Annotated in this window: 32 protein-coding genes and 1 tRNA gene; 20 read left to right on the plus strand and 13 right to left on the minus strand. The window is 68.7% G+C overall.

Annotated elements, in window-relative coordinates:
- Window positions 1–128 precede the first annotated feature (128 nt).
- Complete coding sequence (locus tag FV226_RS21720) at window positions 129–314, minus strand: hypothetical protein (RefSeq protein WP_147764517.1); 186 nt, start codon at window positions 312–314, stop codon at window positions 129–131.
- Window positions 315–433: 119 nt separating this feature from the next.
- On the opposite strand from FV226_RS21720, the gene FV226_RS21725 reads away from it, so the two are divergent.
- The gene (locus FV226_RS21725) at window positions 434–685 is read left to right on the plus strand and encodes a phage virion morphogenesis protein (protein WP_246691681.1); all 252 of its coding nucleotides are present in this window, start codon (window positions 434–436) and stop codon (window positions 683–685) included.
- Window positions 686–705: 20 nt separating this feature from the next.
- On the opposite strand, the gene FV226_RS21730 is transcribed toward FV226_RS21725, so the two are convergent.
- Complete coding sequence (locus FV226_RS21730) at window positions 706–1,407, minus strand: hypothetical protein (protein WP_147764519.1); 702 nt, start codon at window positions 1,405–1,407, stop codon at window positions 706–708.
- Window positions 1,408–1,945: 538 nt separating this feature from the next.
- Here FV226_RS21730 and FV226_RS21735 point away from each other — a divergent pair.
- The gene (locus tag FV226_RS21735; protein WP_147764520.1) at window positions 1,946–2,158 is read left to right on the plus strand and encodes a hypothetical protein; all 213 of its coding nucleotides are present in this window, start codon (window positions 1,946–1,948) and stop codon (window positions 2,156–2,158) included.
- Window positions 2,159–2,309: 151 nt separating this feature from the next.
- Here FV226_RS21735 and FV226_RS21740 read toward each other — a convergent pair whose 3' ends face one another.
- A complete protein-coding gene (locus FV226_RS21740) occupies window positions 2,310–2,603 on the minus strand; it encodes a hypothetical protein (RefSeq protein WP_147764521.1) in 294 nt (97 codons plus the stop codon).
- Between the two features lie 407 nt (window positions 2,604–3,010).
- On the opposite strand from FV226_RS21740, the gene FV226_RS21745 reads away from it, so the two are divergent.
- From FV226_RS21745 to FV226_RS28130, 4 genes are read left to right on the plus strand one after another with little or no spacing between them, the layout of a single operon-like run.
- Window positions 3,011–3,271 carry a hypothetical protein gene (locus FV226_RS21745; protein ID WP_147764522.1) on the plus strand — a complete coding sequence of 87 codons (261 nt, stop codon included), beginning with the start codon at window positions 3,011–3,013 and terminating at the stop codon, window positions 3,269–3,271.
- Window positions 3,268–3,657 carry a hypothetical protein gene (locus tag FV226_RS21750; protein WP_147764523.1) on the plus strand — a complete coding sequence of 130 codons (390 nt, stop codon included), beginning with the start codon at window positions 3,268–3,270 and terminating at the stop codon, window positions 3,655–3,657. The genes FV226_RS21745 and FV226_RS21750 overlap by 4 nt, the downstream gene beginning before the upstream one ends.
- Window positions 3,654–3,881 (plus strand): hypothetical protein, encoded by a 228-nt coding sequence (locus FV226_RS21755; RefSeq protein ID WP_147764524.1) that lies wholly within the window; start codon window positions 3,654–3,656, stop codon window positions 3,879–3,881. Before FV226_RS21750 ends, FV226_RS21755 begins: the two co-directional genes overlap by 4 nt.
- Window positions 3,878–4,048, plus strand: coding sequence for a hypothetical protein (locus FV226_RS28130; protein WP_187278814.1), 171 nt, complete (start codon window positions 3,878–3,880; stop codon window positions 4,046–4,048). The genes FV226_RS21755 and FV226_RS28130 overlap by 4 nt, the downstream gene beginning before the upstream one ends.
- Window positions 4,049–4,581: 533 nt before the next feature.
- Here the strand turns inward: FV226_RS28130 and FV226_RS21760 are convergent.
- Window positions 4,582–4,658: transfer RNA gene (locus FV226_RS21760), tRNA-Arg, on the minus strand.
- Window positions 4,659–4,984: 326 nt separating this feature from the next.
- Here FV226_RS21760 and dusA point away from each other — a divergent pair.
- Window positions 4,985–6,004, plus strand: coding sequence for a tRNA dihydrouridine(20/20a) synthase DusA (gene dusA, locus FV226_RS21765; protein ID WP_187278815.1), 1,020 nt, complete (start codon window positions 4,985–4,987; stop codon window positions 6,002–6,004).
- An 18-nt stretch (window positions 6,005–6,022) separates the two neighbouring features.
- Here the strand turns inward: dusA and FV226_RS21770 are convergent, their stop codons facing one another.
- The 3 genes from FV226_RS21770 to cobS are packed head-to-tail and all read right to left on the minus strand — an operon-like array spanning window position 6,023 to window position 7,790.
- Complete coding sequence (locus tag FV226_RS21770) at window positions 6,023–6,712, minus strand: TIGR02281 family clan AA aspartic protease (protein WP_147764525.1); 690 nt, start codon at window positions 6,710–6,712, stop codon at window positions 6,023–6,025.
- On the minus strand, window positions 6,709–6,918 hold the full coding sequence (locus tag FV226_RS21775) for a DUF1289 domain-containing protein (RefSeq protein WP_246685414.1): 210 nt from the start codon (window positions 6,916–6,918) through the stop codon (window positions 6,709–6,711). Before FV226_RS21775 ends, FV226_RS21770 begins: the two co-directional genes overlap by 4 nt.
- A gap of 50 nt (window positions 6,919–6,968) precedes the next feature.
- Entirely contained in the window at window positions 6,969–7,790 is an 822-nt protein-coding gene (cobS, locus tag FV226_RS21780; protein ID WP_147764541.1) for an adenosylcobinamide-GDP ribazoletransferase, read from the minus strand.
- Window positions 7,791–7,921: 131 nt separating this feature from the next.
- Between cobS and cobT the strand changes: the two genes are divergently transcribed.
- The 3 genes from cobT to queC are packed head-to-tail and all read left to right on the plus strand — an operon-like array spanning window position 7,922 to window position 10,014.
- Window positions 7,922–8,956 (plus strand): nicotinate-nucleotide--dimethylbenzimidazole phosphoribosyltransferase, encoded by a 1,035-nt coding sequence (gene cobT, locus FV226_RS21785; protein ID WP_147764527.1) that lies wholly within the window; start codon window positions 7,922–7,924, stop codon window positions 8,954–8,956.
- Window positions 8,957–8,960: 4 nt separating this feature from the next.
- A complete protein-coding gene (gene queD / locus FV226_RS21790) occupies window positions 8,961–9,317 on the plus strand; it encodes a 6-carboxytetrahydropterin synthase QueD (protein WP_147752674.1) in 357 nt (118 codons plus the stop codon).
- Window positions 9,310–10,014: a 7-cyano-7-deazaguanine synthase QueC gene (gene queC, locus FV226_RS21795; protein ID WP_246685656.1), complete on the plus strand. Its 705-nt coding sequence runs from the start codon at window positions 9,310–9,312 to the stop codon at window positions 10,012–10,014. Before queD ends, queC begins: the two co-directional genes overlap by 8 nt.
- Here the strand turns inward: queC and FV226_RS21800 are convergent, their stop codons facing one another.
- Both FV226_RS21800 and FV226_RS21805 read right to left on the minus strand, forming a co-directional pair.
- Window positions 10,015–11,091, minus strand: a complete 1,077-nt coding sequence (locus FV226_RS21800; RefSeq protein WP_147764529.1) for a methyl-accepting chemotaxis protein — start codon at window positions 11,089–11,091, stop codon at window positions 10,015–10,017.
- A gap of 143 nt (window positions 11,092–11,234) precedes the next feature.
- Window positions 11,235–11,795: a TetR/AcrR family transcriptional regulator gene (locus FV226_RS21805; RefSeq protein ID WP_147752677.1), complete on the minus strand. Its 561-nt coding sequence runs from the start codon at window positions 11,793–11,795 to the stop codon at window positions 11,235–11,237.
- Between the two features lie 173 nt (window positions 11,796–11,968).
- On the opposite strand from FV226_RS21805, the gene FV226_RS21810 reads away from it, so the two are divergent.
- From FV226_RS21810 to FV226_RS21855, 9 genes are all read left to right on the plus strand, one after another.
- Complete coding sequence (locus FV226_RS21810) at window positions 11,969–12,901, plus strand: quinoprotein relay system zinc metallohydrolase 2 (RefSeq protein ID WP_147764542.1); 933 nt, start codon at window positions 11,969–11,971, stop codon at window positions 12,899–12,901.
- 41 nt (window positions 12,902–12,942) lie between these two features.
- Window positions 12,943–13,776: a quinoprotein dehydrogenase-associated SoxYZ-like carrier gene (locus tag FV226_RS21815; RefSeq protein ID WP_147764530.1), complete on the plus strand. Its 834-nt coding sequence runs from the start codon at window positions 12,943–12,945 to the stop codon at window positions 13,774–13,776.
- Entirely contained in the window at window positions 13,776–14,381 is a 606-nt protein-coding gene (locus tag FV226_RS21820) for a rhodanese-like domain-containing protein (RefSeq protein ID WP_147764531.1), read from the plus strand. Before FV226_RS21815 ends, FV226_RS21820 begins: the two co-directional genes overlap by 1 nt.
- Before the next feature lie 457 nt (window positions 14,382–14,838).
- On the plus strand, window positions 14,839–15,663 hold the full coding sequence (panB, locus tag FV226_RS21830) for a 3-methyl-2-oxobutanoate hydroxymethyltransferase (RefSeq protein ID WP_147764533.1): 825 nt from the start codon (window positions 14,839–14,841) through the stop codon (window positions 15,661–15,663).
- 102 nt (window positions 15,664–15,765) lie between these two features.
- Window positions 15,766–16,002, plus strand: coding sequence for a hypothetical protein (locus FV226_RS21835; RefSeq protein WP_147764534.1), 237 nt, complete (start codon window positions 15,766–15,768; stop codon window positions 16,000–16,002).
- Between the two features lie 104 nt (window positions 16,003–16,106).
- Entirely contained in the window at window positions 16,107–17,480 is a 1,374-nt protein-coding gene (locus FV226_RS21840; RefSeq protein WP_147764543.1) for an MBOAT family O-acyltransferase, read from the plus strand.
- Window positions 17,481–17,484: 4 nt separating this feature from the next.
- Window positions 17,485–18,504, plus strand: a complete 1,020-nt coding sequence (locus tag FV226_RS21845; protein WP_147764535.1) for a hypothetical protein — start codon at window positions 17,485–17,487, stop codon at window positions 18,502–18,504.
- 176 nt (window positions 18,505–18,680) lie between these two features.
- On the plus strand, window positions 18,681–19,100 hold the full coding sequence (gene dksA / locus FV226_RS21850; RefSeq protein WP_147728054.1) for an RNA polymerase-binding protein DksA: 420 nt from the start codon (window positions 18,681–18,683) through the stop codon (window positions 19,098–19,100).
- 140 nt (window positions 19,101–19,240) lie between these two features.
- Entirely contained in the window at window positions 19,241–19,420 is a 180-nt protein-coding gene (locus tag FV226_RS21855) for a hypothetical protein (RefSeq protein WP_147764536.1), read from the plus strand.
- A 29-nt stretch (window positions 19,421–19,449) separates the two neighbouring features.
- On the opposite strand, the gene flgH is transcribed toward FV226_RS21855, so the two are convergent.
- Genes flgH through flgF form a run of 4 tightly spaced genes read right to left on the minus strand, consistent with a single transcriptional unit; the run spans window position 19,450 to window position 22,910 of the window.
- Window positions 19,450–20,220 carry a flagellar basal body L-ring protein FlgH gene (gene flgH, locus FV226_RS21860; protein ID WP_147754323.1) on the minus strand — a complete coding sequence of 257 codons (771 nt, stop codon included), beginning with the start codon at window positions 20,218–20,220 and terminating at the stop codon, window positions 19,450–19,452.
- A gap of 35 nt (window positions 20,221–20,255) precedes the next feature.
- A complete protein-coding gene (gene flgA / locus FV226_RS21865; RefSeq protein WP_147764537.1) occupies window positions 20,256–21,341 on the minus strand; it encodes a flagellar basal body P-ring formation chaperone FlgA in 1,086 nt (361 codons plus the stop codon).
- Window positions 21,342–21,363: 22 nt separating this feature from the next.
- Entirely contained in the window at window positions 21,364–22,155 is a 792-nt protein-coding gene (flgG, locus tag FV226_RS21870) for a flagellar basal-body rod protein FlgG (RefSeq protein ID WP_147754321.1), read from the minus strand.
- 14 nt (window positions 22,156–22,169) lie between these two features.
- Entirely contained in the window at window positions 22,170–22,910 is a 741-nt protein-coding gene (gene flgF / locus FV226_RS21875) for a flagellar basal-body rod protein FlgF (RefSeq protein WP_147764538.1), read from the minus strand.
- 279 nt (window positions 22,911–23,189) lie between these two features.
- On the opposite strand from flgF, the gene fliL reads away from it, so the two are divergent.
- A partial coding sequence (gene fliL / locus FV226_RS21880; RefSeq protein ID WP_147764539.1) for a flagellar basal body-associated protein FliL occupies window positions 23,190–23,689 on the plus strand: 500 nt, incomplete at its 3' end.

Here is a 23,689-nt window from a genome sequence, read left to right on the forward strand (position 1 = left end):
ACTCGTGCAGCGAGGGCGGCAGCAACCAGCCCTGATCCACATCCCAGGAGCGAAACACCTTGGCCATGAGCCAAGTGAATCACCCTCCGGCCCCGCCGTCGAGAGGATTACTCGGACGCGCTCCTAGGTTACACCCCTTCCAAGCCGATCGAGAAGCCGAAGCTGGGGCCGCTGTTACCGGTGATCGATGCGATCTTGGAGTAGGACCGGATCGCTTCCGTCAAGCAGCGGCACACGGCATCGAAGTCCGATTGCAGCGGCACCGGAGCAGCCTTCGCATCCTCCTTAGGCTCCAAACCCAAGAACAGAATCACGACCCAGATCCCCACGCTACTCCGCGTCAGTCCTGCTCAGGGAGGCTTGGTGACAGACGGTAAACCGCATCCGATCAGAGAAGGCCGATCAGTACAGAGCGCCGTGGGCGAAGTGGGCCATCTCGACGGCCCGCCGGAAGCGCAAGGGTGACGGCCTGCTGGTCGCTTCCGGGCGCCTGCTCGGGTCGATCGAGGCCAGCGTCGCCGGGGATCGCGCGATCATCGGGACGAACGTCTTCTACGGCGCCTACCTTCAGGACGGGACGTCCAAGATGCCGGCGCGCGCCTTCCTCGGTATCTCCAAGCCGAACGAGAGCGAGATCATGAGCGCGGTGCAGGCGTTCGTGCTTCGGCGGCTCGCGCTGCAGTAAAATCGTAATCTACCAAGAAGCTACCGGCCTTTATCTCGTTTGTCATAGCGAGAAAGCCACTCGTCTAACCTGCGATGAGTTCCGGTTTTTTCATAGTGGCGATAGTCTATGCCCCACTCTAAAGCCTCAGGTGTTTCAATTTGAAATCGCTTGAGAACGGCGGAACATTCGCTAGCGGTTGGCCTTGTCACGGTATCATGATAAATCTTCCAATAAGCTTCCCACTCTCTATTATGCACCGGATCCGGATTACTTGAAAAAATTAATGCAGCATAATCTATAGAGACCCACTTACGGTCAGCAGATGAAATCTTTTTAATTTCGTTTTTAGATACTTTCAAATCTCTAAGAATGGCTAATATATTTTGTTTTTGAATTTCTTTTTGTCGTGTATCTCCACTGCCAAATCTACCTTGACCCTGAAGATTTTCGACCATTATCTCGGATAGCGGTATTGCAATGGCTCTCAGCTGTTCGACTGTTTCATTTGCATCTTGAATGACTTTATTCGCTTTTGCCAATGTTATGGCGAAGCCAAACATTTTTAGCGAAGTAACCCGTTCTAAATTCGCAAATACAAAGCAAAGAACGCACGCGATTATAGTGAAAGTTAGGCGTTTTACATCTAGTTCGGCAGAGAACGGTCCTATTAGATATATAAAATAGATAAATAACAAAAAACTAAATGAATATAAGATAAATAAAGCAATATTTTTGATCATTGATCGCCTCTGTAACCAAGCCTGCCTTCTATGATGTCTGTCTAAACCGCGGTATTTCAACCGCTCTGATCATCATGCTGCCGCACGTAGCCCCGGCTGGTAAGCCAGTCTGTGAGAGCGTGTCGGATCGCGCCCACCCGTCGTCGCATTGCCGTTAGCCTTCCTCAACCGCACTCCCGGCCCCTCGCCATTCTACTCAATGAAGGATTAAACCGTGGCACTGCGGTTAAGCGTGCCCGACGGCGCTCCTACTGCGCCAACCCACCCAACGGCGGCGCCTCTCGCGTGAACCACCAGTAGATGGCCACAGCCAGAACGATCATGGAGATGAAGAGACCGATTTCGAGCCAGCGCGTCATGAGGACGGCTTAGCACGGCTGGCGAAGAAAAGCCCCGCAACGATCAGTTCCTCAGGGGCCAACAATTCCGGCATGCGTCGCCACGCCCTGCAATTTTACATTCTGGGTCGCAAGACAGCTGCGGAGTTGTTATGTGCTGCATCCCGCAGCGGGTCACGCTGCCCCGACGAGAGAACCCTATGACCGACTCAGACAAACTGGCCGAGCTGAAAAAGGATCAGGAGAGCCTGCAGGTCGAGGTGCGAGAAGCGGGAGCCTTGAACGACCAATCTCGCGTCAACGCTGCGCTGACCAAGATCATCGCGGTAAACCAAGAAATTCTCGACTTGGAGCACGGAGAAAAAAATTATGGCAAGACGCACGATCGATCAATAAAAGATCCGACTGCGTAAGCTTTCTCTGTCCCCAGGCTTAACGAAAGCGGCGAGCGAACCGAACTGCGCCGATAGCGTCACGATCCGCTCGTCCAAGCCTTAGTCGCAGCAATCACTCTGCTTGTAATTGCTGGTGAGATGGCGTGGCTGATCGCGGCCAATATCCCCGCTACTTATTGGCCCTCATATTCACGGCGCCGTCGCCGAGATCGATCTCTTCGACACGTGGGCCATGTACATCTGCGTCCCGCTGTTCCCATGCATCGAGCGCTCCATTGGCCGCCTCGACAATGGCGCCCAGCGAACTCGTTGGCACCAGAGGCCGGATCGCTTCAACTAGCCTTGCCAGCACCGTCTGCTCTTCGAGCAGTTCTGCCGGCATCGTCGCAACGCGGCAGAATGCTGCGTATACGTTCTCGGCAATTGCACGGGCGGCGCGGTCAGGATCGGGCGTGTCGCTCACTTCATATAGCCCTTCGCCTTCAGGTGCTCGGTGAGAGCTTCTCGGATCGCCTCCGGCCGTGATGGCTTCGGCTCAGGGTGGTCTGCGATCCAGGCTTCCAGCGAAGCGTCCAGCTCAGGATACAACCGCAGGCCGATGGCCTTGCCGATACCGGTCGGCGGGCGTCCCCGCGGTTTTCTGCTATCGGCTATTGACATCGAGATTGATGATAGCAGATAAGAACGGGCCGACCAAGAGGTTGCACCCTCCTGGAAGGCCCTGACCACAACCGTTGTCTGAGGACGATCATGGCTAACCACGCCCATAGCACACGCACGCCCTTATTACCCCCGGCTGGCGCTTCGGCGGCCTTATTACCCCGCGGGGCCGACAGGCAGCCTGGCCCCGTCACGCTGGCCCTCCGCGCCATGCGGACGGCCGATCCGGACCGGGCAGCGGACGACGCCATCGAGGCGATCCGCAGGGGCTTAGATCGCCACTTCTCCGAGACTGCCCGGCAGCGTCTAAGCGCGCTTCGGAAGCGAGTCGCCGACCGTATCGAGCGTGACCTCGCCTTGCTCGACGTGCTGGCAGGCAACGTCGACCTCGAGGATGCCGACTCCGAGATGACGGCGGTCGAGTGGACAGGGGCTGGCGCGCACCGCTTCAATCGCGGGGTGGCTGCATGAGCGCCCCGTCCGATCGCCGCGGCTTCCTCCGCGGCCTCGTCTCGCTTCCGCTAATCGGCGGCGGCGTGACGCTCATCGGCAGCCCCACCGCGGTTGCCATGCCCCTCTCGGAACAGCTCCTCGACAGCTATGATGCGTGGCTCGAATACGAGCGCCGCTATCTCAAATGGGAGCGGTACCGCGATCGTCGCCCCGAGGTGACACCGGGCATGGCCTGCGTCTGGCTGAACCAAGCGACGGGCGAGACCTACGATTACGTGCCCTGCGCGAATGGTGGGTCGATGTACCATTCGTCGGACAACCCGGCCCGGCAGGCTCAGCCCTCGTCTAGGGCTGCACTCGTGCTCTCGGCCGTTGGCTGCGATTGGCGGGAGGGCAGCCGATGACGCGCCCTGAGTCCGTATGCGGGCTGCTCCTCGACGCCGAAACAGACATGGCCGACGTCGAACGCTGGGGGCACGTCCTGATCTCGATGGGTGCGAGCCACAATCAGATCAGCCCCGCCGCCGCCTTCGTGGTTGGCGAGGCGCTGGAGAGACTAGGGAAGCGCATCGAGGCGAAGTGGAACATCGCCGTCGACGCCGCTCGGCAAGTAGAGTCCAGCCGATGAAGCCGCATCCTCTCGTCTGCCGCGCCTGCCTGCAGGCCAGCGTGATCGCCCTGGTGCTGTCTCGCCTCGCCATGAACGCAGGACAGCTCTCGGATGGGCTGTACCGGCTCGCCGAGCGGCGGATGAAGCACGCCCAAGCCCTCGCCGATCTGGCGACCGGCCGCTGATACCCGGCCCGGCCGCTACCCAGGGTAATGCACGCTCAGCGTCGAAAGCATCCGCGCCCGTCTCCGTCACAATCGGGGAAACTCCGAAGACGGGCGCGAAAGTTCGACGAATCGCCGACTGGTTCAGATTACAATCATTAACCCAGTTTGCAACCTGTGCGTGCTGCTATCACGAGCCCGGCCGGGCTTCACGAACGCCGCTCCCCAGATCCGGGGAGAGGATAGGTGGCTTCGATGATCCTCAGGCCTGCCGCAGCACATGCATGACTCCGAAGATCATGATCAACGCTCCGACGAGAACGATGAATGCGAGTAGCGCCATCTCAAGCATGAGAGCAGTCCTGGGGAGAGCAAGCTGCTCCACTCCAGGCGCTCACAGCGAGCGGGGGAGGTCCGTGTTTAAAGCGGATCGCGAACGATCATGCGCTTTACAAATAAATTGACCAAAGAAAAAATATCAAGACGCGGCGAACGCGGTTACCCGCAGCGTTACCCGAGCTTAGTTTAGCTAGCCCAGAAACCTAGCTAAGTGTTGGCGCGCCCGAAAGGATTCGAACCTCTGACCCCCAGATTCGTAGTCTGGTGCTCTATCCAGCTGAGCTACGGGCGCCCTGCGGACCGGGTGGCGGTGAAGGCCTGTTCCGGTCGCGAGGGGGTGTCTAGAGGCTCGTTCCGCGCTTGGCAAGTGGGTAAGCGGGGCGATCGTCTCCGGCGGTGCGATCGACTTGGTGCGGCGCACAGCGAGGGAGGGGCGACGCATTTCGGGAGCAGATCGGGTGTCGCCTCCGAACGCTCGCGCGCCGTCGGACCCCATGGCGCTCGCCTTTTGGCGAGCACGCGCGCGTGGTATCCGGCGCGTCCTATGGATCGGGCCTGGGCGACCCGGCTCCCGCCAAGCGGTCGCGGCCGGGTTTGCCCGATGGGGATGAGATTCGAATGAAGGCGGCGGCCGAGATGGACGGCACCCTCGCGGACTGGCGCTTCAGCGTCGCACCGATGATGGACTGGACCGATCGCCATTGCCGGGCGTTCCATCGCGTACTGTCGGCGCGGGCGCGGCTCTATACAGAGATGGTGACCACCGGCGCGGTCATCCACGGGCCGCGGGAGCGCCTGCTTGGCTTTTCCGACGTCGAGCATCCGGTGGCGGTGCAACTCGGCGGCTCCGAGCCGGGCGACCTCGCCGAGGCGGCGCGGATCGCCGAAGGCTACGGCTACGACGAGATCAACCTCAACGTCGGCTGCCCGTCGGACCGGGTGCAGAACGGCCGCTTCGGCGCCTGCCTGATGCTGGAGCCCGAGCATGTCGGTGATTGCGTCGCGGCGTTGAAGGCAGCGGTGCGCGTGCCAGTGACGGTCAAGTGCCGGATCGGCGTGGACGAGCAGGACCCGGAAGCCGCGCTGGACGCGCTCGCCGACGCGCTGGTCGCGGCCGGCGTCGACGGCTTGATCGTCCATGCGCGCAAGGCCTGGCTCAAGGGCCTGTCGCCCAAGGAGAACCGCGACGTGCCACCGCTCGACTACGACCGGGTGGTGCGGCTCAAGCGGGCGCGTCCCGCCCTGCCCATCGCGGTGAACGGCGGCATCGCCACCGTGGCGGAGGCGAAGGCGCACCTTTCGATCCTCGACGGGGTCATGGTCGGGCGCGCGGCCTACGGCGAGCCCGCCGGGCTGATCGCCGTCGATCCCGAGCTGTTCGGCACGCCGGCGCCGGTCGCGGACGCGTTCGAGGCGGTCGAGGCCTACGCCCCCTATGTCGCGGCGACACTCGCCGGCGGCGAACGGCTCCACGCCATCACCCGGCACATGCTCGGCCTGTTCAACGGGCGGCCCGGCGCGCGGGCGTACCGGCGCCATCTGTCCACCGCCGGCGTCGAGGCGACGGCCGACCTCGCGACCCTGCGTGCCGCGGTGGCGATGGTCTCCCGCGAGATGCCGGAGCGGGACGCCGCCTGATCGGCCTCCGCGGCGCCGTCAGCGCCCGCGCAGGATCAGCCGGTCGCCGCGGACCTCGTAGCCGGCGAGCCGCGTCAGGAAGCTCTGGCCGAGGAGGTTGCCGTCGAGGGCGCCCGGCCTGGCGACGAGCGCCGGCACGCGCCGTTCCGTGATCGGGCCGACGGCGAGGGACTCGAGGGTGGCCGGCGCGGCGTAGGCGACGCCGTTCGCCGTGGAGACGCGGGTGGTGAACGCGCCGGGTTCCGGGCGGATGCCGAGGGCGTCGGCGCTCTCCGCGGTCAGCACCACCGCGCTGGCGCCGGTGTCGAAGGCGAAGCTCTGGCTCTGCCCGTTGACCCGCGCGTCGACGCCGAAGACGCCGTCCGACCGGCGGGTGATCGTCACGGTGCCGCCGGGGCCGATCGCCGGCGTGCCCGGGCGCAGGGCGCCCATGACGCCGGCTTGGATCTCCTGCAGCGGCTCGCGGTAGACGTAGCCGACGACGCAGGCGAGCCCGAGGCCGCACCAGAGCAGCAGCGCCTGCAGGTTCTTGCCCGGCGCGGCGGCGAACTGGCGCCAGAACCCGGCGACCACCAGCGCGAGGATGCCGGCGCCCCAGGCGAGGCCGGCGAGCTGATCGGGCTCGATCGTCCCCGCGATCCGGCCGCCGTCGGTGGCCACGAGCAGGGCCACCACGAGGCCGATCGCGATCAGCGCAAGGATCGTCATGCGGGCGCCTGCGCGGGCGCGAGCCCGGCTTCCACGAGACGCGTCGGCAGCCCGGCCATGATCGCGCGGCGGCGCGGCTCGGACAGGGAGCCCCACAGGCCGATCTCGTCGCGCGTCCGGCCGCACCCGATGCAGAGGCCGCTCGGCCCATCGAGGACGCAGACCTTGGTGCACGGGCTCGAAGCTTTGGCGGATGGCGTTGTCACAGGCGCGTTCATCCCGCGTCCATGCCCGTTTCAAGGGTCGGCGATCAAGCTCAGACCGTGGCGAGCAGCGCCAGCAGCGCGGCGATCTCGGCGACTTGCTGGCAGGCGCCGACCACGTCGCCGGTCTGTCCGCCGATCTTGCGCTGGGCGACCCAGGTGAGGGCGAGCGACGCGAGCGGCGCCAACACCACCATCGCGAGGATGCCGGTCAAGGGCAGGCCGAGCGGGACGGCGAGCAGCGCCAGGGCGAGGCCGAGCGCGACGGCGGTGCCCGCCGTCGCGCGAGTCGGGCGGCCGACCGCGGCCGACAGACCCGAGGGCCGGGCGGGCGACAGCAGCACCATCGGCGCGAGGGCTGCGACCCGCGAGAGGATCGCGGCCAGCGCGAGCCCGGTGGCGGCGGCGGTGCCGGTCCGGTCGAGCAGCGTGGCGAGGGCGCCGATCCGCAGCGCCAACGACAGCATCAACGCGACGCCGCCATAGGCGCCGATGCGGCTGTCCTTCATGATCTCCAGGCTGCGCTCCGGCGTCGCGCCGCCGCCGAACCCGTCGGCGACGTCGGCCAGGCCGTCCTCGTGCAGGGCGCCGGTGAGCATCACCGCGACCGCGACGGCGAGCGTCGCCGCGACGAAGGGTCCGAGGTCGATCCACCAGCCGGCGAGCAGCACCAAAGCCGGCGGCAGCGCCAGGATCAGCCCGGCCAGCGGCAGCATTCGCGGGACCGTCCGGAAGTCGGGGACCGCATGCGGATCGGGCTCGCCCGGGAAGGGCGGCAGCGGCAGGCGCGAGTAGAAGCGCAGGCACGCCGCCAGATCGTGCAGGAGGTCACGGCCGGGCCAGTCGGCCTCGCCGCGGAACGGTTCGCCCAGCATCACGCCGCCTTCGCTCGCAATGGCCTTGACGCGCGCAGCCTTCACCCGCGCGCCCGCTCCCACTATAGCTCGCGGGACCGGCGCGCCCGCCCACCCGCGGACGGCCCGCCCACAACAATCCTTCGGACCCGATGACCGACCCGAGCCCGTTCGCGGATATCCGCCACCTGATCGAGACGATGCCCGGCCCCGACCGGGAGGCCACCGGCGCGATCGCCGCGCGCGAGGCGCGCCTCACGAAGCCCGCCGGAGCGCTGGGGCGGATGGAGCAGCTCGTCGCCTGGCTCGGCGCCTGGCAGGGCAAACCGATGCCGACGCTGGACCGGCCGCTGGTCTGCGTCTTCGCCGGCAGCCACGGGGTGACGAAGCGCGGCGTCTCGGCCTTTCCCGATGCGGTGAACCGCCAGATGCTCGAGAACTTCGCCGCGGGCGGCGGGGCGATCAACCAGATCTGCGCCGCCTACGGCCTCGGCTTCAAGGTGTTCGACCTCGCCATCGACCTGCCCACCGGCGACATCACCGAGGCCCCCGCCCTCGACGAGAAGGCCACCGTCGCGACCATGGCCTTCGGCATGGAGGCGGTCGCCGCCGGCACCGATTGCGTCGGCATCGGCGAGATGGGCATCGGCAACACCACGATCGCGGCCGCGCTCTACGCCGCCCTGTTCGGTGGCGAGCCCGCGCATTGGGTCGGGCGCGGCACCGGCCTGGACGATGCCGGCGTCGTGCGGAAGGTGGCCGCAGTGGAGGCGGCGCTCGCCCACCATGCCGGGCATCTCGACGATCCGCTCGAGATCCTGCGGCGGCTCGGCGGCCGCGAGGTCGCGGCGATGGCCGGCGCGATCCTCGCCGCGCGGCTGCAGCGCGTGCCGGTGGTGCTCGACGGCTACGTCGCCACCGCCGCCGCCGCGGTGCTGCACGCGCTCGACCCGCGCGCGCTCGACCATTGCCTCGCCGGCCACGTTTCGGCCGAAGGCGCCCACGCCGAGGTGCTGGACCGGCTCGGGCTGGTGCCGCTGCTGGCGCTGGGCATGCGTTTGGGCGAAGGCTCGGGCGCCGGCATGGCGATGGGCCTGCTCAAGGGCGCGCTCGCCTGCCATCGCGACATGGCGACGTTCGAGCAGGCCGGCGTGTCGGACAAGGGCCATTCGGGTTCGGGGGAGTAGGGCCATGAAGATCACCCAGGCCTTCACCTTCGAGGCGGCCCACCGCCTGCCGAACGTGCCCGAGACCCATCGCTGCCACCGGATGCACGGGCATTCCTATCGCGTCGAGCTGACGGTCTCCGGCCCGGTCGATTCGCGCACCGGCTGGGTGGTGGACTTCTTCGACATGGAGGCGATCTTCGCGCCGGTGCTGCTCCAGCTCGACCATTACTGCCTCAACGAGGTCGCGGGGCTGGAGAACCCGACCGCCGAGAACATCGCGGCCTGGATCTGGCAGCGCACGAAGGAGGGCCTGCCGGGGCTTTCCGCGGTGAAGGTGTTCGAGACGCCGATGTCCTGGGCGGAGTATGCGGGTGACTGACGACCGCGCGCTGGTGCTGTTCTCGGGCGGGCAGGATTCCGCGACCTGCCTCGCCTGGGCGCTCGACCGCTACGCCCACGTCGAGACGCTGGGCTTCGATTACGGCCAGCGCCACCGGATCGAACTCGACGGGCGCGCGACGCTGCGCGACGGCCTCGTGCGCATCCGCCCGGACTGGGCCGAACGGCTCGGCGAAGACCACACCCTGGCGCTGGACGCCCTCGGCCAAGTCTCGGAGACGGCGCTGACCCGCGAGACGGCGATCGGGTTCGAGGCCGGCGGATTGCCGAACACCTTCGTGCCCGGCCGCAACCTCGTCTTCCTCACCTTCGCCGCCGCGCTCGCCTACCGCCGGGGCCTGCGCCACGTCGTCGGCGGCATGTGCGAGACCGACTATTCCGGCTACCCGGATTGCCGCGACGACACGATCAAGGCGCTGCAGGTGGCGCTGAACCTCGGCATGGAGCGGCGCTTCGTGCTGCACACCCCGTTGATGTGGCTCGACAAGGCCGAGACCTGGCGCATGGCCGAGCGCCTGGGCGGGCGGGCGCTGGTCGACCTCATCGTCGAGGACAGCCACACCTGCTACCTCGGCGAGCGCGGAGCGCGCCACGCCTGGGGCTACGGCTGCGGCACCTGCCCGGCCTGCGCACTGCGGGCCTCGGGCTATGCGCGGTTCGTGGCCGACGCGCCCTGATCACACGGACTGGACGATGACGCCGTACCAGCCGAGGCCTTCGTAGGTCTCGTAGCCGGGGGTGCGGTGGAAGGCCGTGACGAACGCGCCGTGCGCGACGCCGCTGGCGCCGCCCTTCGGATCGAACGCCAGGGTCTCGGTGAGGACGCCGCGCTCGTCGGAGGCGGCGAGCACCCGGCGGTCCGCGTCCACCAGCAGCACCCGCGTGCGGGCGCGATCCTGCGGCGAGACCCGGATGCCGGCCACGATCGCGCGCGCCTGCGGCTCCCAGTCGAAATGGATCGCCAGCACGCCGATTGGGGCGCCGTCGGCCCGGCCGCCGTCGCGGATGCTCGCGCAGTAGGTCGCCACCTGCGCGCCGCCGAGGCGCGGCTCGCGGCGCACGTTGCCGGCGAGGTAGGCGTCGCCGTCGGGCAGGGCGAGGGCCTTGCGGAACCACGACTCGTTCGCGACGCTGGCGCCGCGGGCGTCGGGATAGCGGTCCGGCCTCCCGACGGCGAGGATGCGGCCGTGCCGGTCGCACACCCAGAGGTCGAGGTAGACCGTGTAGGCCGAGAGGATCACGCCGAGGCGCTGCCCGGCATGCGCCGCCGCGGCCGGGTCGGGCTCGGCGACGCAGGCGACCACGGCGGCGTCCGTCGCCCACCAGCGCACGTCGCAGGTGCGTTCGTAGAGGTTGCGGTCGGTCAGCTCGATCGCGTTCAGCGCGAGGTCGACCATGCGCTCGCCCCGCGCCTGGACGGCCATCGCCCCGACGGTGCGACCGAGCTCGTCGATATGCCCCGAAAGCTGCGTCTCCAATTCGCGGGCGAGGGTCTCGATCTCGGCGCCGATCCCGCGAACCTCCTGCGCCACCACGGAGAACCCCCTGCCGTGCTCCCCGGCGTGGGCGGCCTCGATCAGCGCGTTCAGCGCCAGGATCTTGGCCTGGGCGGTGATCTGGTGGATGCGGCCGATCTTCTCGTGCGCGACCCGGCCGACGCCTGCGGTCAGCGCCGAAATCGTCGCGAGCGTCGGAGCCGACGCGGCGGGCTCGGTTCGCTGTGGGCCGACGATCTTCGAGGCGGCAACGGACATCGGGTTCGGCTCACATCGGGCGACGTGATTTTATGCCTATCCTTGCATGGTAAAGAAGACTTGAATCTGCGGGGCGTCTCGACAGTCGTCGTCAGACGGTCGGCGGCAAGCCGATTTCATCGAGCACGCGACGCGGATCGGCGTCAGCGCAGGCGCTCGGTGAGCGCCGTCAGCGTTCCGGCAAAAGCGTCCGGCCCGCCGAGCAGGCGTTCCAGCAGCAGAGCCCCTTCGAGCGTCGCCACCACCAGCCGGGCGTGAGTCGCGGGATCGAGGTCGGGGCGGATGCTTCCGTCCGCCGCGCCGTCGCGAAACACCTGCTCCAGCCAGGACACGTGGCGGGCGAAGAACGCGACGACGTCGGCGCGCAGGCGTTCGGGCAGCGCGTCCCCCTCGGTGGCCAGCGCCGCGCACAGGCAGCCGAGGCCCTGCTCGACGCCGCCGAGGTAGAGCCGCCCGTAGGCCGCGATCCGGTCGATCCCGGCCGGGTGCGCGCTCAGGATCTCGGCCAGCGCCGCGTCGTAGCGCTCGCCGTAGGCCGCCACCAGCGCCGCGCCGAGATCGTCCTTGGTGCGGAAGTGATGGTGGATGCTGGCCTTGCGGATGCCGACCGCCTCGGCGAGGTCGGCGTAGCTGAAGCCCGACCAGCCGCGCCCGCGCACCAGCGTCTCGGCCTGGATCAGCAACTCGGTGCGGGTGTCTCGCATCGTGGGGTCGAACGCCGTGTCGAAAGCGCGCCGCCGGCCGGCGCCTCCCGCCGTCTTGCCACTTGACGACCGAGAAATCTACCTACTAGATGGTTGGAAGAATAATTCAGGGAGACCGGCATGCCGGGAACGGTCCAGCGCCACGCCGAAGCGAGCCGCGAAGGGTGCGCCCGATGAAGGCCGTGCTGTCGCGCCGCGCCGCCTTGTTCGGCGGGTTCTGCCTGTGCTGCCTGCCGAAGCCGGGGTTCTCCGCCGCCTCCTTCGCGATGGAGGAAGTCGGCCCCGGCATCTTCATGCGCCGCGGGCCGAACGCCGACGCGACGCCCGAGAACGACGACGCCATCGCCAACATCGGCTTCGTCGTCGGCCGGGACGGCGTGCTCGTCACCGAATCCGGCGGCAGCCTCGCCGACGGGCAATGGCTTCGCGCCGAGATCGTGAAGCGCACGTCGAAGCCGATTCGGCACGTGGTCATCACGCACGTCCACCCCGACCATTGCTTCGGCGCCGCCGCCTTCATGGCCGACAAGCCCAACGTCATCGGCCATGCGCGCCTGCGGGAAGCCCTCGACGCGCGGGGCGACTACTATCGCCAGCGCCTGGTCGACATCCTCGGCGCCGACAAGGCCGGCAGCGTCGTCTACCCGACGCAGGAGGTGAAGGACGGCGCCGAGGTCGACCTCGGCGACCGCAAACTGCGCTTCACCGCGCATGCGACCGCCCACACCTCGTGCGACCTCTCGATGGTCGACAGCGCCAGCGGCCTGCTGTTCACCGGCGACCTGCTTTCGGTCGGGCGCATCCCGTCGCTCGACGGCAACCTCAACGGCTGGCTGAAGGAGGTCGAGGGCCTGCGGGCCTCGGGCGCGACCCGCGCCGTCCCCGGCCACGGCCCGGTCTCCGTCGATCTGGCGCCCGGCCTCGACGCGCTGTCCCGCTACCTGACCACGCTGCGCGACGAGACCCGCAAGGCCATCGCCGCCGACGTGTCGATCGAGAAGGCGGTCCGGACCGTCGCGCAATCCGAGCGCGGACGGTGGGACCTGTTCGACAGCTACAACGGCCGCAACGTCACCGAGGCCTACAAGGAGCTCGAGTGGGAATGAGGCTCGAGCCGATTTATCTCTCATCCGACCGGAGGAACGCCATGAAGCCCGCCCTTTCTTTGATCCTGAGCCTCGGCCTGTCGGTCGCCATCCTCGCCGGCCCCGCCGTCCGTGGGCCGGTCCTGGCGGCCGGCGCCTCGGACACCGACGCCGAGCGCACGGCGCGCTGGCAGGAGATCGCCAAGTCGGTGTTCGGCGACCGCAAGATCCAGCCGACCGACACGCTGATCCAGATCGACGCGCCGAACCGCGCGATGGACGCGGCGCTGGTGCCGATCACCCTGACCATGCCCGAGAAGGACAAGATCAAGGCGGTGCACTTCGTCATCGACGACAACCCGTCGCCCTATGCCGCGCACTTCACCTTCGGCCCGGCCGGCGACCCGAGCGAGTTGAAGCTCCGGGTGCGCGTCAACAACTACACCAACGTCCACGCCGTCGCCGAGACGAAGGACGGCGGCCTCTACGAGGCGGTGAAGTTCGTGAAGGCCTCCGGGGGCTGCTCGGCCCCGATGGGCATGAGCGACGAGGAGGCGATGAAGGGCATGGGCGACATGCGGATGAAGTTCTCGGGCGAGGCGCAGGCCGGCAAGCCGATCGAGGCGACGCTGATGATCCGCCACCCGAACTTCTCGGGCATGCAGATGAACCAGGTGACCCGCGACTACACGCCGGCACGCTACATCAACAAGCTCGTCGTCACCGCCGGCGACAAGGTGGTCTTCACCATGGACGGGGACATCTCGATCGCCTCGAACCCGGTGATCAACTTCGGTCTGGTGCCGGAGCCGGGCAAGCCGATCAAGGTCGCGGCCTCCGACAGCCAGGGCGGCAGCTGGGAGCATAGCTTCAACGCGCCGAGCCCGAGCAACTGATGCGCGCGGGCCGGGACCATCGCCTGATCCGCCTCGCCACGGTGTTTCTGGCCGCGGGATTCCTCGCGGCCGCGCCAGCCGACTCGCCGGTGAACGTGCCGGAGCCGGCGGGCCTGCACGAGGGCGTCCAGCAGGGCTACACCCCCAAGACCTTGAGCGGTGCCGTCGTGATCGACATCGCCGGACTCGACGCGCTCATGGCGAAGGCGCCGGTGCTGATCGACGTCGCGCTCGCCGACCGCAAGCCGGCGAACTTCCCGGCCGACCGGCCCTGGCTGCCGGCCCACCGCTCCGTCCCCGGTGCCGTCTGGATGCCGAACGCGGGCGCGGCACCGCTCGCGGCCGAACGCGAGGCGTTGTTCCTGAAGCGGGTCGCGGCGCTGACCGGCGGCGACAAGGGGAAGCCCATCGTCATCTTCTGCCATCCCGATTGCTGGGGCAGCTGGAACGCCGGCAAGCGCCTGGTCCAGCAGGGCTACACCGCCGTGCACTGGTTCCCCGACGGGATCGAGGGCTGGCAGGACAAGCACGACACCGCTGTGATCCGGCAGGATGCGGAATGGGCGGCCGACCCTGCGGCAGGGGAGCGGTCCTCCGCCCGCTGAACCGCGGGGATCACGACGCGGCGCCGCTTCGATGGAGCCCGATCGTTCTGACGCATCCCCGTATCGGTCGGCTCGGCAGGCGCGCATCCCCTCTGCCCGCACGCGGCGAGAGGGCTTCGTCGACCGTGTCGTCGACAAAGCGAGGCGGCAGCCGAAGGTGAGGGGGACCCGACGGAAGAGCCCCATCCGGCACCTCCCCCTCACCGCCGCTTCGGCTTCGCCTCTCGCTTCCCGGCTGCACGACGAGGTGCAGCCGGGCCTCTCCCCGCGGGCGGGGAGAGGGGAACCCCCCGCTTCATCCGCCGCGATGTGTGAACGCGTGAGCCGGTCGAAGAGCACCGCGAGCGGGATTCCTGTCGCGCGGCAGCCTATATGAGGGACGTGCAGGCGTTCCCGATCTGCATCGCGTTCCGGTCCGTTCCCGACGGCCGCGCCAAGACAAACGGAGTTCGAGGCCATGTCGCAGGTCGTGCAATCGCGGCGCGTGATGGCGGTGGATCTCGCCAAGCGGAAGGCCGAAGGGCGCAAGATCATCGCGCTCACCGCCTACCATGCCCACACCGCCAGCATCCTCGATCCGTATTGCGACTTCATCCTGGTCGGCGACTCGCTCGGCATGGTGATGCACGGCATGGAATCGACCCTGCCGGTCACCCTGGAGATGATGATCCTCCAGGCTCAGGCGGTGATCCGCGGCACCTCCCAGGCCCTCGTGGTCGTCGACATGCCGTTCGGGTCCTACGAGGCCTCGCGCGAGCAGGCCTTCCTGAACGCCGCGCGTGTGCTGAAGGAGACCGGCGCCGGCGCGATCAAGATGGAGGGCGGCGCGCGATTCGCCGACACCGTCGCGTTCCTGACCCAGCGCGGCATCCCGGTGATGGGCCATATCGGCCTGACGCCGCAATCGGTGAACACCATGGGCGGCTTTCGCGTGCAGGGCCGTGGGCCGGACGGCGAGCGCATCCTGATGGAGGATGCCCGCGCGATCAGCGAGGCCGGCGCGTTCGCGATCGTGCTGGAGGGCATCGTCGAGCCCGTGGCCAACGCCATCGCGCTGTCGCCGACGGTGACCGCCCCGACGATCGGCATCGGCGCGTCCGCGGCCTGCGACGGCCAGATCCTGGTGCTCGAGGACATGCTCGGTTTGAGCGACAAGGCGCCGAAGTTCGTCAAGAGCTTCGGCTCGCTGCGCGCCCACATCGAGGAGGCGGTGCGCACCTACGCCGACGAAGTCCGCTCCGGACGCTTTCCCGCCGCAGACCACACCTATGCTGCGCGCTGAGGGCGTCGTTCACCCTGTCGATGACTTTAATCCTCGGTAGCGCCTACCGAGCGATCGATAGGCCCTGTTCGTGCGTTACTCTCCGGAACAATCGGAGACAGCATGGACGCGCGCTGCATCACCCTGAACAACGAGGCCGTTCGCATCGGATCGGAGCGGCTGCTCAGCCATCTCCGGCGCGAGGGGCTCAACTACGACCTGTGGGTCACGGGCTCGGATTCCGGGAGCACGGTGCACCTGCGGGTCGACCAACTCACCGACAGCCTCGACAGCCGGATCCGCGCCGTGCTGGTCGGAACGGCCACCACCCTCGACCTCGCGACCCGTCCGGGGGCTTGAGGCGCCGCCGCATCGATTGACGCGATCCGGCCGATCCCCGACAAGGCGGCCGCCCGACGGCACGACCGCCCGTCGCGGTGTCCCCCGCCGCGCCGCCCTGGCCGATGCTGTTCAACTCCTTCGTCTTCCTCCTCGTCTTCCTCCCTGCGGCGCTCGCGCTGCACGCCCTCGTCGAGCGTCGTCGGCCGGGCTGGCGGCTGCCGCTGCTCGTGCTGCTGTCGTTCGTATTCTACGGCTGGTGGGACGTGCGGTTCGTGCCGCTGCTGCTCGGCTCGATCCTGGCGAACTGGCTCGTCGCCCGCGCCTTCGTCCGGGCGCCGGCCCGCTGGCTGATCCCGGCGGCGATCGCCGCCAACCTCGCCGTGCTGGCCCTGTTCAAGTACCTCGACTTCTTCGCCGACCTCGCCAGCCTGGTTCCAGGCGTCGAGGCGCCGCGGCTCGGCTGGGTGCTGCCGCTGGGGATCTCGTTCTTCACCTTCCACCACATCATGTACCTGACCGACCTGCGGGCCGGCCGCGCGCCCGCCTTCGGGCTGACCAAGTACGCGCTCTACATCGCCTTCTTCCCGCAGGTTCTCGCCGGCCCGCTCGTGCGCTGGAGCGAGATCATGCACCAGTTCGACGAGCGCCCCTACGCGCGCCCGGACGCGGCGGAGCGGATCGGGCGCGGCCTGATGCTGCTCGTCGTCGGCCTGTCGAAGAAGGTGTTCTTCGGCGATCCGCTCGCCGGCTACGTCAACCCGGTGTTCCAGGCCGCCGCCGCCGGCAAGGCGGTGACGATGGCGGAGGCTTGGCAGGCGACCCTGGGGTTCACCTTCCAGATCTACTTCGACTTCTCCGGCTACACCGACATGGCGCTCGGCATCGCGCTGCTGTTCGGGCTGGTGCTGCCGCAGAACTTCGACGTGCCGTACCGGTCGGCGTCGCTGCGCGAGTTCTGGCGGCGCTGGCACATGACCCTGTCGCGGTTCCTGCGCGACTACCTCTACATCCCCCTCGGCGGCAACCGCCGCGGCCTCGCGATCCAGGTCGGCGCCCTGTTCGCCACGATGACGCTGGGCGGCCTCTGGCACGGGGCCGGGCTGACCTTCGTCGCCTGGGGGGCGCTGCACGGGGCCGGCCTCGGCGCGGGCATCCTGTTCCGCCGGGCGAGCCTGCGGCTGCCAAGCCTGATCGGTTGGGCGCTGACGTTCCTGTTCGTCGCGCTGACCTGGGTGCTGTTCCGCGCCACCAGCTTCGAGGCGGCGCTGATCGTGTTCAAGGGCCTGTTCGGCTTCGGCCCCGCGGGCACCGGCTTCAAGTGGCGGACGATCGCGGTGGCGGCCGCCGTGGCGACGGTCGGGCCGAGCGCCTGGGCGGCGGTCCACCGCCTGCCGCCGAGCCGGCTGATCGCCGCCGCCTTCGCGCTGCTCTTCGTCGTCGTGCTGCTGAAGATCGGCGACGACGGCAACTACGACTTCATCTACTTTCAGTTCTGAGCCGATGCGCAGCCCGTCGCCTGCCACGGCCTGGTCCGCCTTCGCCCGCACCGCCGTGTTCACGGCGGCGGCGATCCTGTCCGGCTACCTCGCGCTCGCCGTCGCGATCGACCCCTACGACAGCGGGCGGTCGCGGCTGTTCTCCGTCGGCGCCGTCCGGCCGCAGGGGCCACGCACGGCTCTGGCCGTCCGCGGGCGCGACCCGGCGTTTTCAGGTGCGATCCTCGGCAACTCGCACATCCAGCTCGTCGAGCCCGCTCGCCTTGCGGCCGCTACCGGCATCCCGTTCGTGCAGCTCTCCGTGCCCGCGACCGGACCGGGCGAGCAGCTGCTGATCCTCGACTGGTTCCTGCGCCACCATCCCACGCCGGCAGCCCTGGTGATGGCGGCCGACGACTTCTGGTGCACCGACGACCCGGCGCTGCCGCCGGGCAAGCCGTTCCCGTTTTGGCTGCTGGAGCGCGACCCCGTCACCTACGCGCTCGGCCTGCTGCGCTTCAACGTGGCGCAGGAGGTCGTCGGCCGGATCGGATGGCTGCTACGCCGGGCGCGTCCCGTCGCCCCCGCCGACGGCTGGTGGAACTACGAGCCGGATTACCTCAAGCTCGGCTTCGCCGGCGGCGCGCGCCCGGCGCCCGGCGCGGGGGCGGCGACGCCGGACACGCCCGAGCCGCATAGGGCCGGCCCATTCCCCGCGGCCGTGCGCCTTGCCGCGACGCTCGCCCGCGTCCCGGCGGAGACGCCGGTCGTGATGGTGTTCCCGCCCATCCACGCCTCCGCCCTGCCGCGGCCGGGCACGCGCCGCGCCGCAGCCGAGCAGGCCTGCAAGGCCGCGATCGCGGCGGCGCTGGCGTCGCACCCGCGCAGCGCCGTGCTCGACGAGCGCCGCGACACCCCCGAATCGCACGACGACGCGCTGTTCTTCGACCTGAGCCATTACCGGCTCCCGGTCGCCCGGCCGCTCGCCGACGCCATCGCCGCGGCGGTCAATCGCCTGCGGGCTCGGCCGGCGATCCCGGGTTGAGCACATCAATCTCGATTCGTCGCCGCGCACCGTGGCGTCTTTGCCGCATCAATTTGCGCAGCGCGTGCAGGTGCGGACGTCGGCACGTGGGTGCGTTGTAGCAGCAATCCACCTCGACTATACGGCAGGCAATGATCGCCGCGGACCGGCCGTACGGGACTATGGAAGGGCGACGAATGGCGAAGGTGACGCTGGAGGACGGCTACGTTCCGTCCGACGACGAGCCCTTCATGAACGAGCGTCAGCGCGAGTATTTTCGGCGCAAGCTGCTCGGCTGGAAGAGCGACATCCTGCGCGAGGCGCAGGACACCCTCGTTGCGTTGCAGAGCGAGAACGAGAACCACCCCGACCTCGCGGACCGCGCCTCCTCGGAGACCGACCGGGCGATCGAGCTGCGGGCCCGCGACCGGCAGCGCAAGCTCACCGGCAAGATCGACGCGGCGCTGGCACGGATCGAGGACCGGTCCTACGGCTATTGCGAGGAGACCGGCGAGCCGATCTCGCTGCGCCGGCTCGATGCACGACCGATCGCGACGCTGTCGCTGGAGGCGCAGGAGCGCCACGAACGCCGCGAGCGCGTCTACCGCGACGACTGAGTTTTGTTGCGATGCGGCATCGGTTTGTCCAGTAACAGCGCCGTCTCGACTGGTCCGGACTGCCCGAGATGCGACGTCGAGCCCCGGAACCGACGGGCTCGACGGTGCTTGATCCGATGACATCATCGGAAGGCACCTCCATGAGCAACGATGTTCTGATTCCGGTCCTCGCCATCGGGACCATCGTGGTCGCGACGGTGATCGCCGTCTGGCAGCGCACGCGCGTCGCGCAGAAGAAGCACGACTCCAGCCGCTCCGCCTTCGTCGCGAACCATGGCGAGGCGCCGCGCCCGAACCGGCCCGGCACCGAGCACACATGATCGCGCCCACCTGATCGTCTCGCTGGCGATCAGAACGGCAGCAGGATGTCGACGATCTGCTGGCCGTAGCGCGGCTGTTGGACGTCGGTGATCTGGCCGCGGCCGCCATAGGCGATGCGGGCCTGCGCGATCTTCGTCGATTCGATGGTGTTGTCCGACTCGATGTCCTCCGGGCGGACCACGCCGGCCACGACGAGTTCGCGCACCTCGAAGTTGATCCGGATCTCCTGCTTGCCCTCGACCACGAGGTTGCCGTTCGGCAGAACCTGCGTGACGATGGCGGCGACGTTGGTCGACACGGTCTCGTTGCGCTGGACCGACCCGACGCCGTCGTTGGAGGAGCTGGACGTGGCGGCGAGCAGCTTGTCGGGCGAGACGCCGGCGGCGAGCACCGCGGCATTCTTCTCCAGGCCGCCGGCGTTCGGCAGGCCGAAGTTCTCGGTGTTGCTGCGCGAGCGCTTGGTCTCGTTGGAGATGTTGGCCTGGTCGGTGACGTTCACCTTCACGGTGACGAGGTCGCCGATCCGCGCGGCGCGCTGGTCCTTGAAGAAGGCGCGCGAGCCGGTCCGCCACAGGGAGTTCGGCGCATACGAGACCGGCTGCACGTCGGGCATCGGCAGGCGGACAGGCTTGTAACCGGCCTGGGCGGTCGGGTCCTCGATCGCCGAGAGCGCCGGCTGCGCCCCGACGTTCGAGAGCCGGTCGACGGTGTTGCAGGCGCCCAGGCCGGCGCAGGCGACGAGCGCGGCGGCGAGCGGCAGGGGCTGGCGCAGGAAGCGGCGGCGCGGGAGATGACGCATCGGATCGGCTCTGCCTGGATTGTCGAGGATGGCGGTCAGCGGACGGAGGTCGGCGCTTCGGCGCTAGCCTGCCGCTGGAGCGGTGCGGGGCCGACCGAGACACGGCCCGGACCGATCACCACCGCCTGGAGGACCTTCTTCGAGGCCATGTTGATGACGTTGACGGTGGCGCCCATGCGCCCGGCGTCGGTCGCCTGGCCCCGCATCGCCAGGCTGATGCCGGGCGATTCGTAGACGATGGTCACGGCCTCGCCGCGGGCGACGAGTTCCGGCGGGGCGGTGTCGCCGTTCCGCAGGACCGCGCCTTGGCTCAGCGTGCGCTGCGCGACCTCGCCGACCAACGTCGCGCCCGAGGCGAGCGCGTCCGAGGGCGCGCCCTCGCGCGGGCGGCGCTCGATGGTCAGGTCGGCGGCGGTGACCGGCTCGCCGCGGTTGAGCGTGCGGTTGACGATCGCCACGTCGCGCATCTCGATGACCACGCCGGTCACCCGCAGCGAGGCCTGGCGCTCGCCCAGCGTCATCAGTCCGCCGACGCGGCGCGAGCGCGGATCGTAGTTGAGGTCGAGGGCGACGACCTGGCCGTCGAGGTCGATCGGGGCCAGCAGCATCGGTCCGTCGCCGTCGAGGCGCACGCTCACCGACTTCTCGTCGACGCCGTAAGCGGTCTGGAGGGCACGGCGGAGCGCCGCCTCGATCTCCTGCGCGCCGACCCGGCGGGCGGCGCGCTGCACCGCCACCTGGAGCCGGCCGCCGGTCTCGACGGCGCCGAGGTTCAGGGCCGCCACCGCCTCGGCGATGCGGCGCGCCTGGATCGTGCCCGTGGCGCCCAGCGCCGGGGCCCGGAACAGCGGGCGCTTGGCCGCCGACGCGGGCGCGCCCTCGACGAGGTCTTCGAGGGTGAGGACGTCGCCGCGGGCGGTGACGTCGCCGCGCAGGCGCATCGGCTCGTCGGCGAGCGCCGGCACGGTGTAGGCGCCGAGCATGGCCAGCGCGAGGAAGGCGAGCGCGGCGCGCACCAGCACGGGCAGGCCGAGCGGCGCGGTGCGCTGGGCGACGCGGCGCGTGATCGGCCGCAGGTCGGCCTCGCGGCTCGGTTCGTCGTAGGCGAAGGAATGGGACATGACCGTCGGGCTCCGGGCGGCGCTAGCTGCGGAACATCTGCGAGGTGGTGGAGAGCATCTGGTCGGCGGCGGTCACGACCTTCGAGTTCATCTCGTAGGCGCGCTGGGCCGCGATCAGGGAGGAGATCTCGGTGACGGCGTTCACGTTCGCCTCCTCCAGGTAGGATTGCTGGAGGTTGCCGAAGCCCTCGCCGCCGGGCAGACCGGCGACCGCCGGGCCGGAGGCCGCGGTCTCGATGAACAAGTTGTCGCCGATCGACTCGAGGCCGGTCTTGTTGACGAAGCGGGCGAGCTGGAACTGGCCGAGCGATTGCGGCGCGGTCTGCCCCGGCAGCGTCGCCTGCACGGCGCCGGTGGCGCTGATGGTGACGGCGGTGGCGGTGTTCGGCACGGTGACGCCGGGATCGACGAGATAGCCGTCGCGGGTCACGAGCTGCCCCTGGGCCGACAGGTCGAACGAGCCGTCGCGGCTGTAGGCGGTGCGGCCGTCCGGCATCGTCACCCGGAAGAAGCCCTCGCCGCGGATCGCGACGTCGTAGTCCTTCTCCGTCGAGGTCAGCGTGCCCTGCGACATGATGCGGGCGGTCGACACCGTCTTCACGCCCGAGCCGATGGCGAGGCCCGCCGGCAGCTGCGTGTTCTGGTCCGAGGTCGAGGCGCCGGCGCGGCGCAGGTTCTGGTAGAGCAGATCCTGGAAGTGCGGCTGCTGGCGCTTGTACCCGGTGGTGCGAAGGTTGGCGATGTTGTTCGAGATGACCTGGACGTTGAGTTCCTGGGCCGCCATGCCTGTGGCGGCGGCGTAGAGCGCGCGCATCGTCTAGCTCCCGGTCAGGCGACGTCGGCGAGGCGGCGGATCGCCGTGCCCCGCAGATCGTCGAGCCGCGTGATCACGCTGGACACCATCGCGTAGGTCCGGTTCACGTCCATCAGCCGGGTCATCTCGAGCACCGGCTTGACGTTGGACTTCTCCAGCGCCCCCGATTCGAGGCGGCCCTTGATGCCCGCGGGCTGCGGCTGCGCGGTCGAGGCGTAGAGGTTGGCGCCGGCGTTGCTCAGGCTCTGCGGGTTGGCGAAGGTCACGAGCTTCACCCGGCCGCGGACGCCGAGGTTGGTCGAGACCGTGCCGTCCTGCCCGATCGAGAGGCCGGTCTCCTGCGGGTTGATGGTGATCGGTCCGCCCTCGCCCTGCACGGCGTAGCCGTCGCTGGTGACGAGGTTGCCCTGCGCGCTCACCTCGAAGGCGCCGTTGCGGGTGAAGCGCACGCCCTGCGGCGTCTGCACCGAGAAGAACGCCTCGCCCTGGATCGCCACGTGGGTCGGGTTGCCGTCCGGCTCGATCGCGCCCTGGCCGAGGTCGAGGGTCGTGCCCTGGTCGATCACGTAGGAGAGGCGGCGGTCGGCGCCCGAGAAGGTGTCGGCGCTCGCCGTCGGCATGAGGTACTCCTCGAAGCGCGTCGAGCGGCCCTTGAAGCCGGTGGTCGAGACGTTGGCCATGTTGTTGGCGATGACGTCGAGCTCGCGCTGAAGCGCCATTTGGCTCGATACGCCGACGAGGAGGGCATTCTGCATCTGAACTCGATCCGTCGTGCCGCGGTGGCGGCGAGGGGATATCCGCATCCCCCGTGCCAGATCGATCTTTTGCAATTTTGCGTGATTTTTCAGTGCGTTGACGATGAGGAGGGCGTTATGGCCGCACGACCGGATCGGACCGTCGGCAAAGCCGACCCGGCAGATTGTGCCGACTTTACGCCGCGTTAACCCTGCGGGCCGATACCGGAGGCTCGAACCGGCCCGCACCCGATAGGCGGGTACCCCAGCCATCAGCCGACGGACCACGGAACACCGCTCATGGCCAAGAAGCCCAAGAAAGCGGAAGGCGTCGAGGGGGCGCCCGGCGAGGCCGAGGCGCCCAAGAGCAAGAAGAAGCTCGTGATCATCGCCGCCGCCGCGGTGCTGCTCCTCGGCGGGGGAGGGGGCGCCTTCGTGATGAAGAAGCGCGCCGCCGCCCAGGCCGAGACCGAGCACGCCGCCGACAAGGCCGAGGTGAAGCAGCCGTCCGTGTTCCTCGACGTGCGCGAGATGGTGATGAACCTCAGCCCCGAGCCCGGCTCCGACAAGGCCAAGTTCGCCAAGCTCCGCATCGCACTCGAGCTCAAGGACGCCAAGGTCGAGAACGAGGTGAAGCCGCTGATGCCCCGCGTCGAGGACGCGCTGCAGGTCTACATGCGCGACATGCGCAGCAGCGATATCTCCGGGTCGGTCGGCATGTACCGCCTCCGCGAGGAGTTGCTGAAGCGGGTCAACGTCGCGGTCTACCCCGCCAAGGTCGAGGCGGTGCTCTTCAAGGA

It is taken from the genome of Methylobacterium sp. WL12, assembly GCF_008039475.1.
In the GTDB taxonomy this organism is placed as follows: Bacteria; Pseudomonadota; Alphaproteobacteria; order Rhizobiales; family Beijerinckiaceae; genus Methylobacterium; species Methylobacterium cerastii.

What these genes read in the sequence shown, in the direction of transcription:
- FV226_RS21730 (WP_147764519.1), bottom strand. Translation starts at nt 1,407, where the DNA reads ATGATCAAAAATATTGCTTTATTTATCTTATATTCATTTAGTTTTTTG.
- FV226_RS21735 (WP_147764520.1), top strand. Translation starts at nt 1,946, where the DNA reads ATGACCGACTCAGACAAACTGGCCGAGCTGAAAAAGGATCAGGAGAGC.
- FV226_RS21745 (WP_147764522.1), top strand. Translation starts at nt 3,011, where the DNA reads ATGCGGACGGCCGATCCGGACCGGGCAGCGGACGACGCCATCGAGGCG.
- FV226_RS21750 (WP_147764523.1), top strand. Translation starts at nt 3,268, where the DNA reads ATGAGCGCCCCGTCCGATCGCCGCGGCTTCCTCCGCGGCCTCGTCTCG.
- FV226_RS21755 (WP_147764524.1), top strand. Translation starts at nt 3,654, where the DNA reads ATGACGCGCCCTGAGTCCGTATGCGGGCTGCTCCTCGACGCCGAAACA.
- FV226_RS28130 (WP_187278814.1), top strand. Translation starts at nt 3,878, where the DNA reads ATGAAGCCGCATCCTCTCGTCTGCCGCGCCTGCCTGCAGGCCAGCGTG.
- dusA (WP_187278815.1), top strand. Translation starts at nt 4,985, where the DNA reads ATGAAGGCGGCGGCCGAGATGGACGGCACCCTCGCGGACTGGCGCTTC.
- FV226_RS21770 (WP_147764525.1), bottom strand. Translation starts at nt 6,712, where the DNA reads ATGACGATCCTTGCGCTGATCGCGATCGGCCTCGTGGTGGCCCTGCTC.
- cobS (WP_147764541.1), bottom strand. Translation starts at nt 7,790, where the DNA reads ATGCTGGGCGAACCGTTCCGCGGCGAGGCCGACTGGCCCGGCCGTGAC.
- cobT (WP_147764527.1), top strand. Translation starts at nt 7,922, where the DNA reads ATGACCGACCCGAGCCCGTTCGCGGATATCCGCCACCTGATCGAGACG.
- queD (WP_147752674.1), top strand. Translation starts at nt 8,961, where the DNA reads ATGAAGATCACCCAGGCCTTCACCTTCGAGGCGGCCCACCGCCTGCCG.
- FV226_RS21800 (WP_147764529.1), bottom strand. Translation starts at nt 11,091, where the DNA reads ATGTCCGTTGCCGCCTCGAAGATCGTCGGCCCACAGCGAACCGAGCCC.
- FV226_RS21805 (WP_147752677.1), bottom strand. Translation starts at nt 11,795, where the DNA reads ATGCGAGACACCCGCACCGAGTTGCTGATCCAGGCCGAGACGCTGGTG.
- FV226_RS21810 (WP_147764542.1), top strand. Translation starts at nt 11,969, where the DNA reads ATGAAGGCCGTGCTGTCGCGCCGCGCCGCCTTGTTCGGCGGGTTCTGC.
- FV226_RS21815 (WP_147764530.1), top strand. Translation starts at nt 12,943, where the DNA reads ATGAAGCCCGCCCTTTCTTTGATCCTGAGCCTCGGCCTGTCGGTCGCC.
- FV226_RS21820 (WP_147764531.1), top strand. Translation starts at nt 13,776, where the DNA reads ATGCGCGCGGGCCGGGACCATCGCCTGATCCGCCTCGCCACGGTGTTT.
- panB (WP_147764533.1), top strand. Translation starts at nt 14,839, where the DNA reads ATGTCGCAGGTCGTGCAATCGCGGCGCGTGATGGCGGTGGATCTCGCC.
- FV226_RS21835 (WP_147764534.1), top strand. Translation starts at nt 15,766, where the DNA reads ATGGACGCGCGCTGCATCACCCTGAACAACGAGGCCGTTCGCATCGGA.
- FV226_RS21840 (WP_147764543.1), top strand. Translation starts at nt 16,107, where the DNA reads ATGCTGTTCAACTCCTTCGTCTTCCTCCTCGTCTTCCTCCCTGCGGCG.
- FV226_RS21845 (WP_147764535.1), top strand. Translation starts at nt 17,485, where the DNA reads ATGCGCAGCCCGTCGCCTGCCACGGCCTGGTCCGCCTTCGCCCGCACC.
- dksA (WP_147728054.1), top strand. Translation starts at nt 18,681, where the DNA reads ATGGCGAAGGTGACGCTGGAGGACGGCTACGTTCCGTCCGACGACGAG.
- FV226_RS21855 (WP_147764536.1), top strand. Translation starts at nt 19,241, where the DNA reads ATGAGCAACGATGTTCTGATTCCGGTCCTCGCCATCGGGACCATCGTG.
- flgH (WP_147754323.1), bottom strand. Translation starts at nt 20,220, where the DNA reads ATGCGTCATCTCCCGCGCCGCCGCTTCCTGCGCCAGCCCCTGCCGCTC.
- flgA (WP_147764537.1), bottom strand. Translation starts at nt 21,341, where the DNA reads ATGTCCCATTCCTTCGCCTACGACGAACCGAGCCGCGAGGCCGACCTG.
- flgG (WP_147754321.1), bottom strand. Translation starts at nt 22,155, where the DNA reads ATGCGCGCGCTCTACGCCGCCGCCACAGGCATGGCGGCCCAGGAACTC.
- flgF (WP_147764538.1), bottom strand. Translation starts at nt 22,910, where the DNA reads ATGCAGAATGCCCTCCTCGTCGGCGTATCGAGCCAAATGGCGCTTCAG.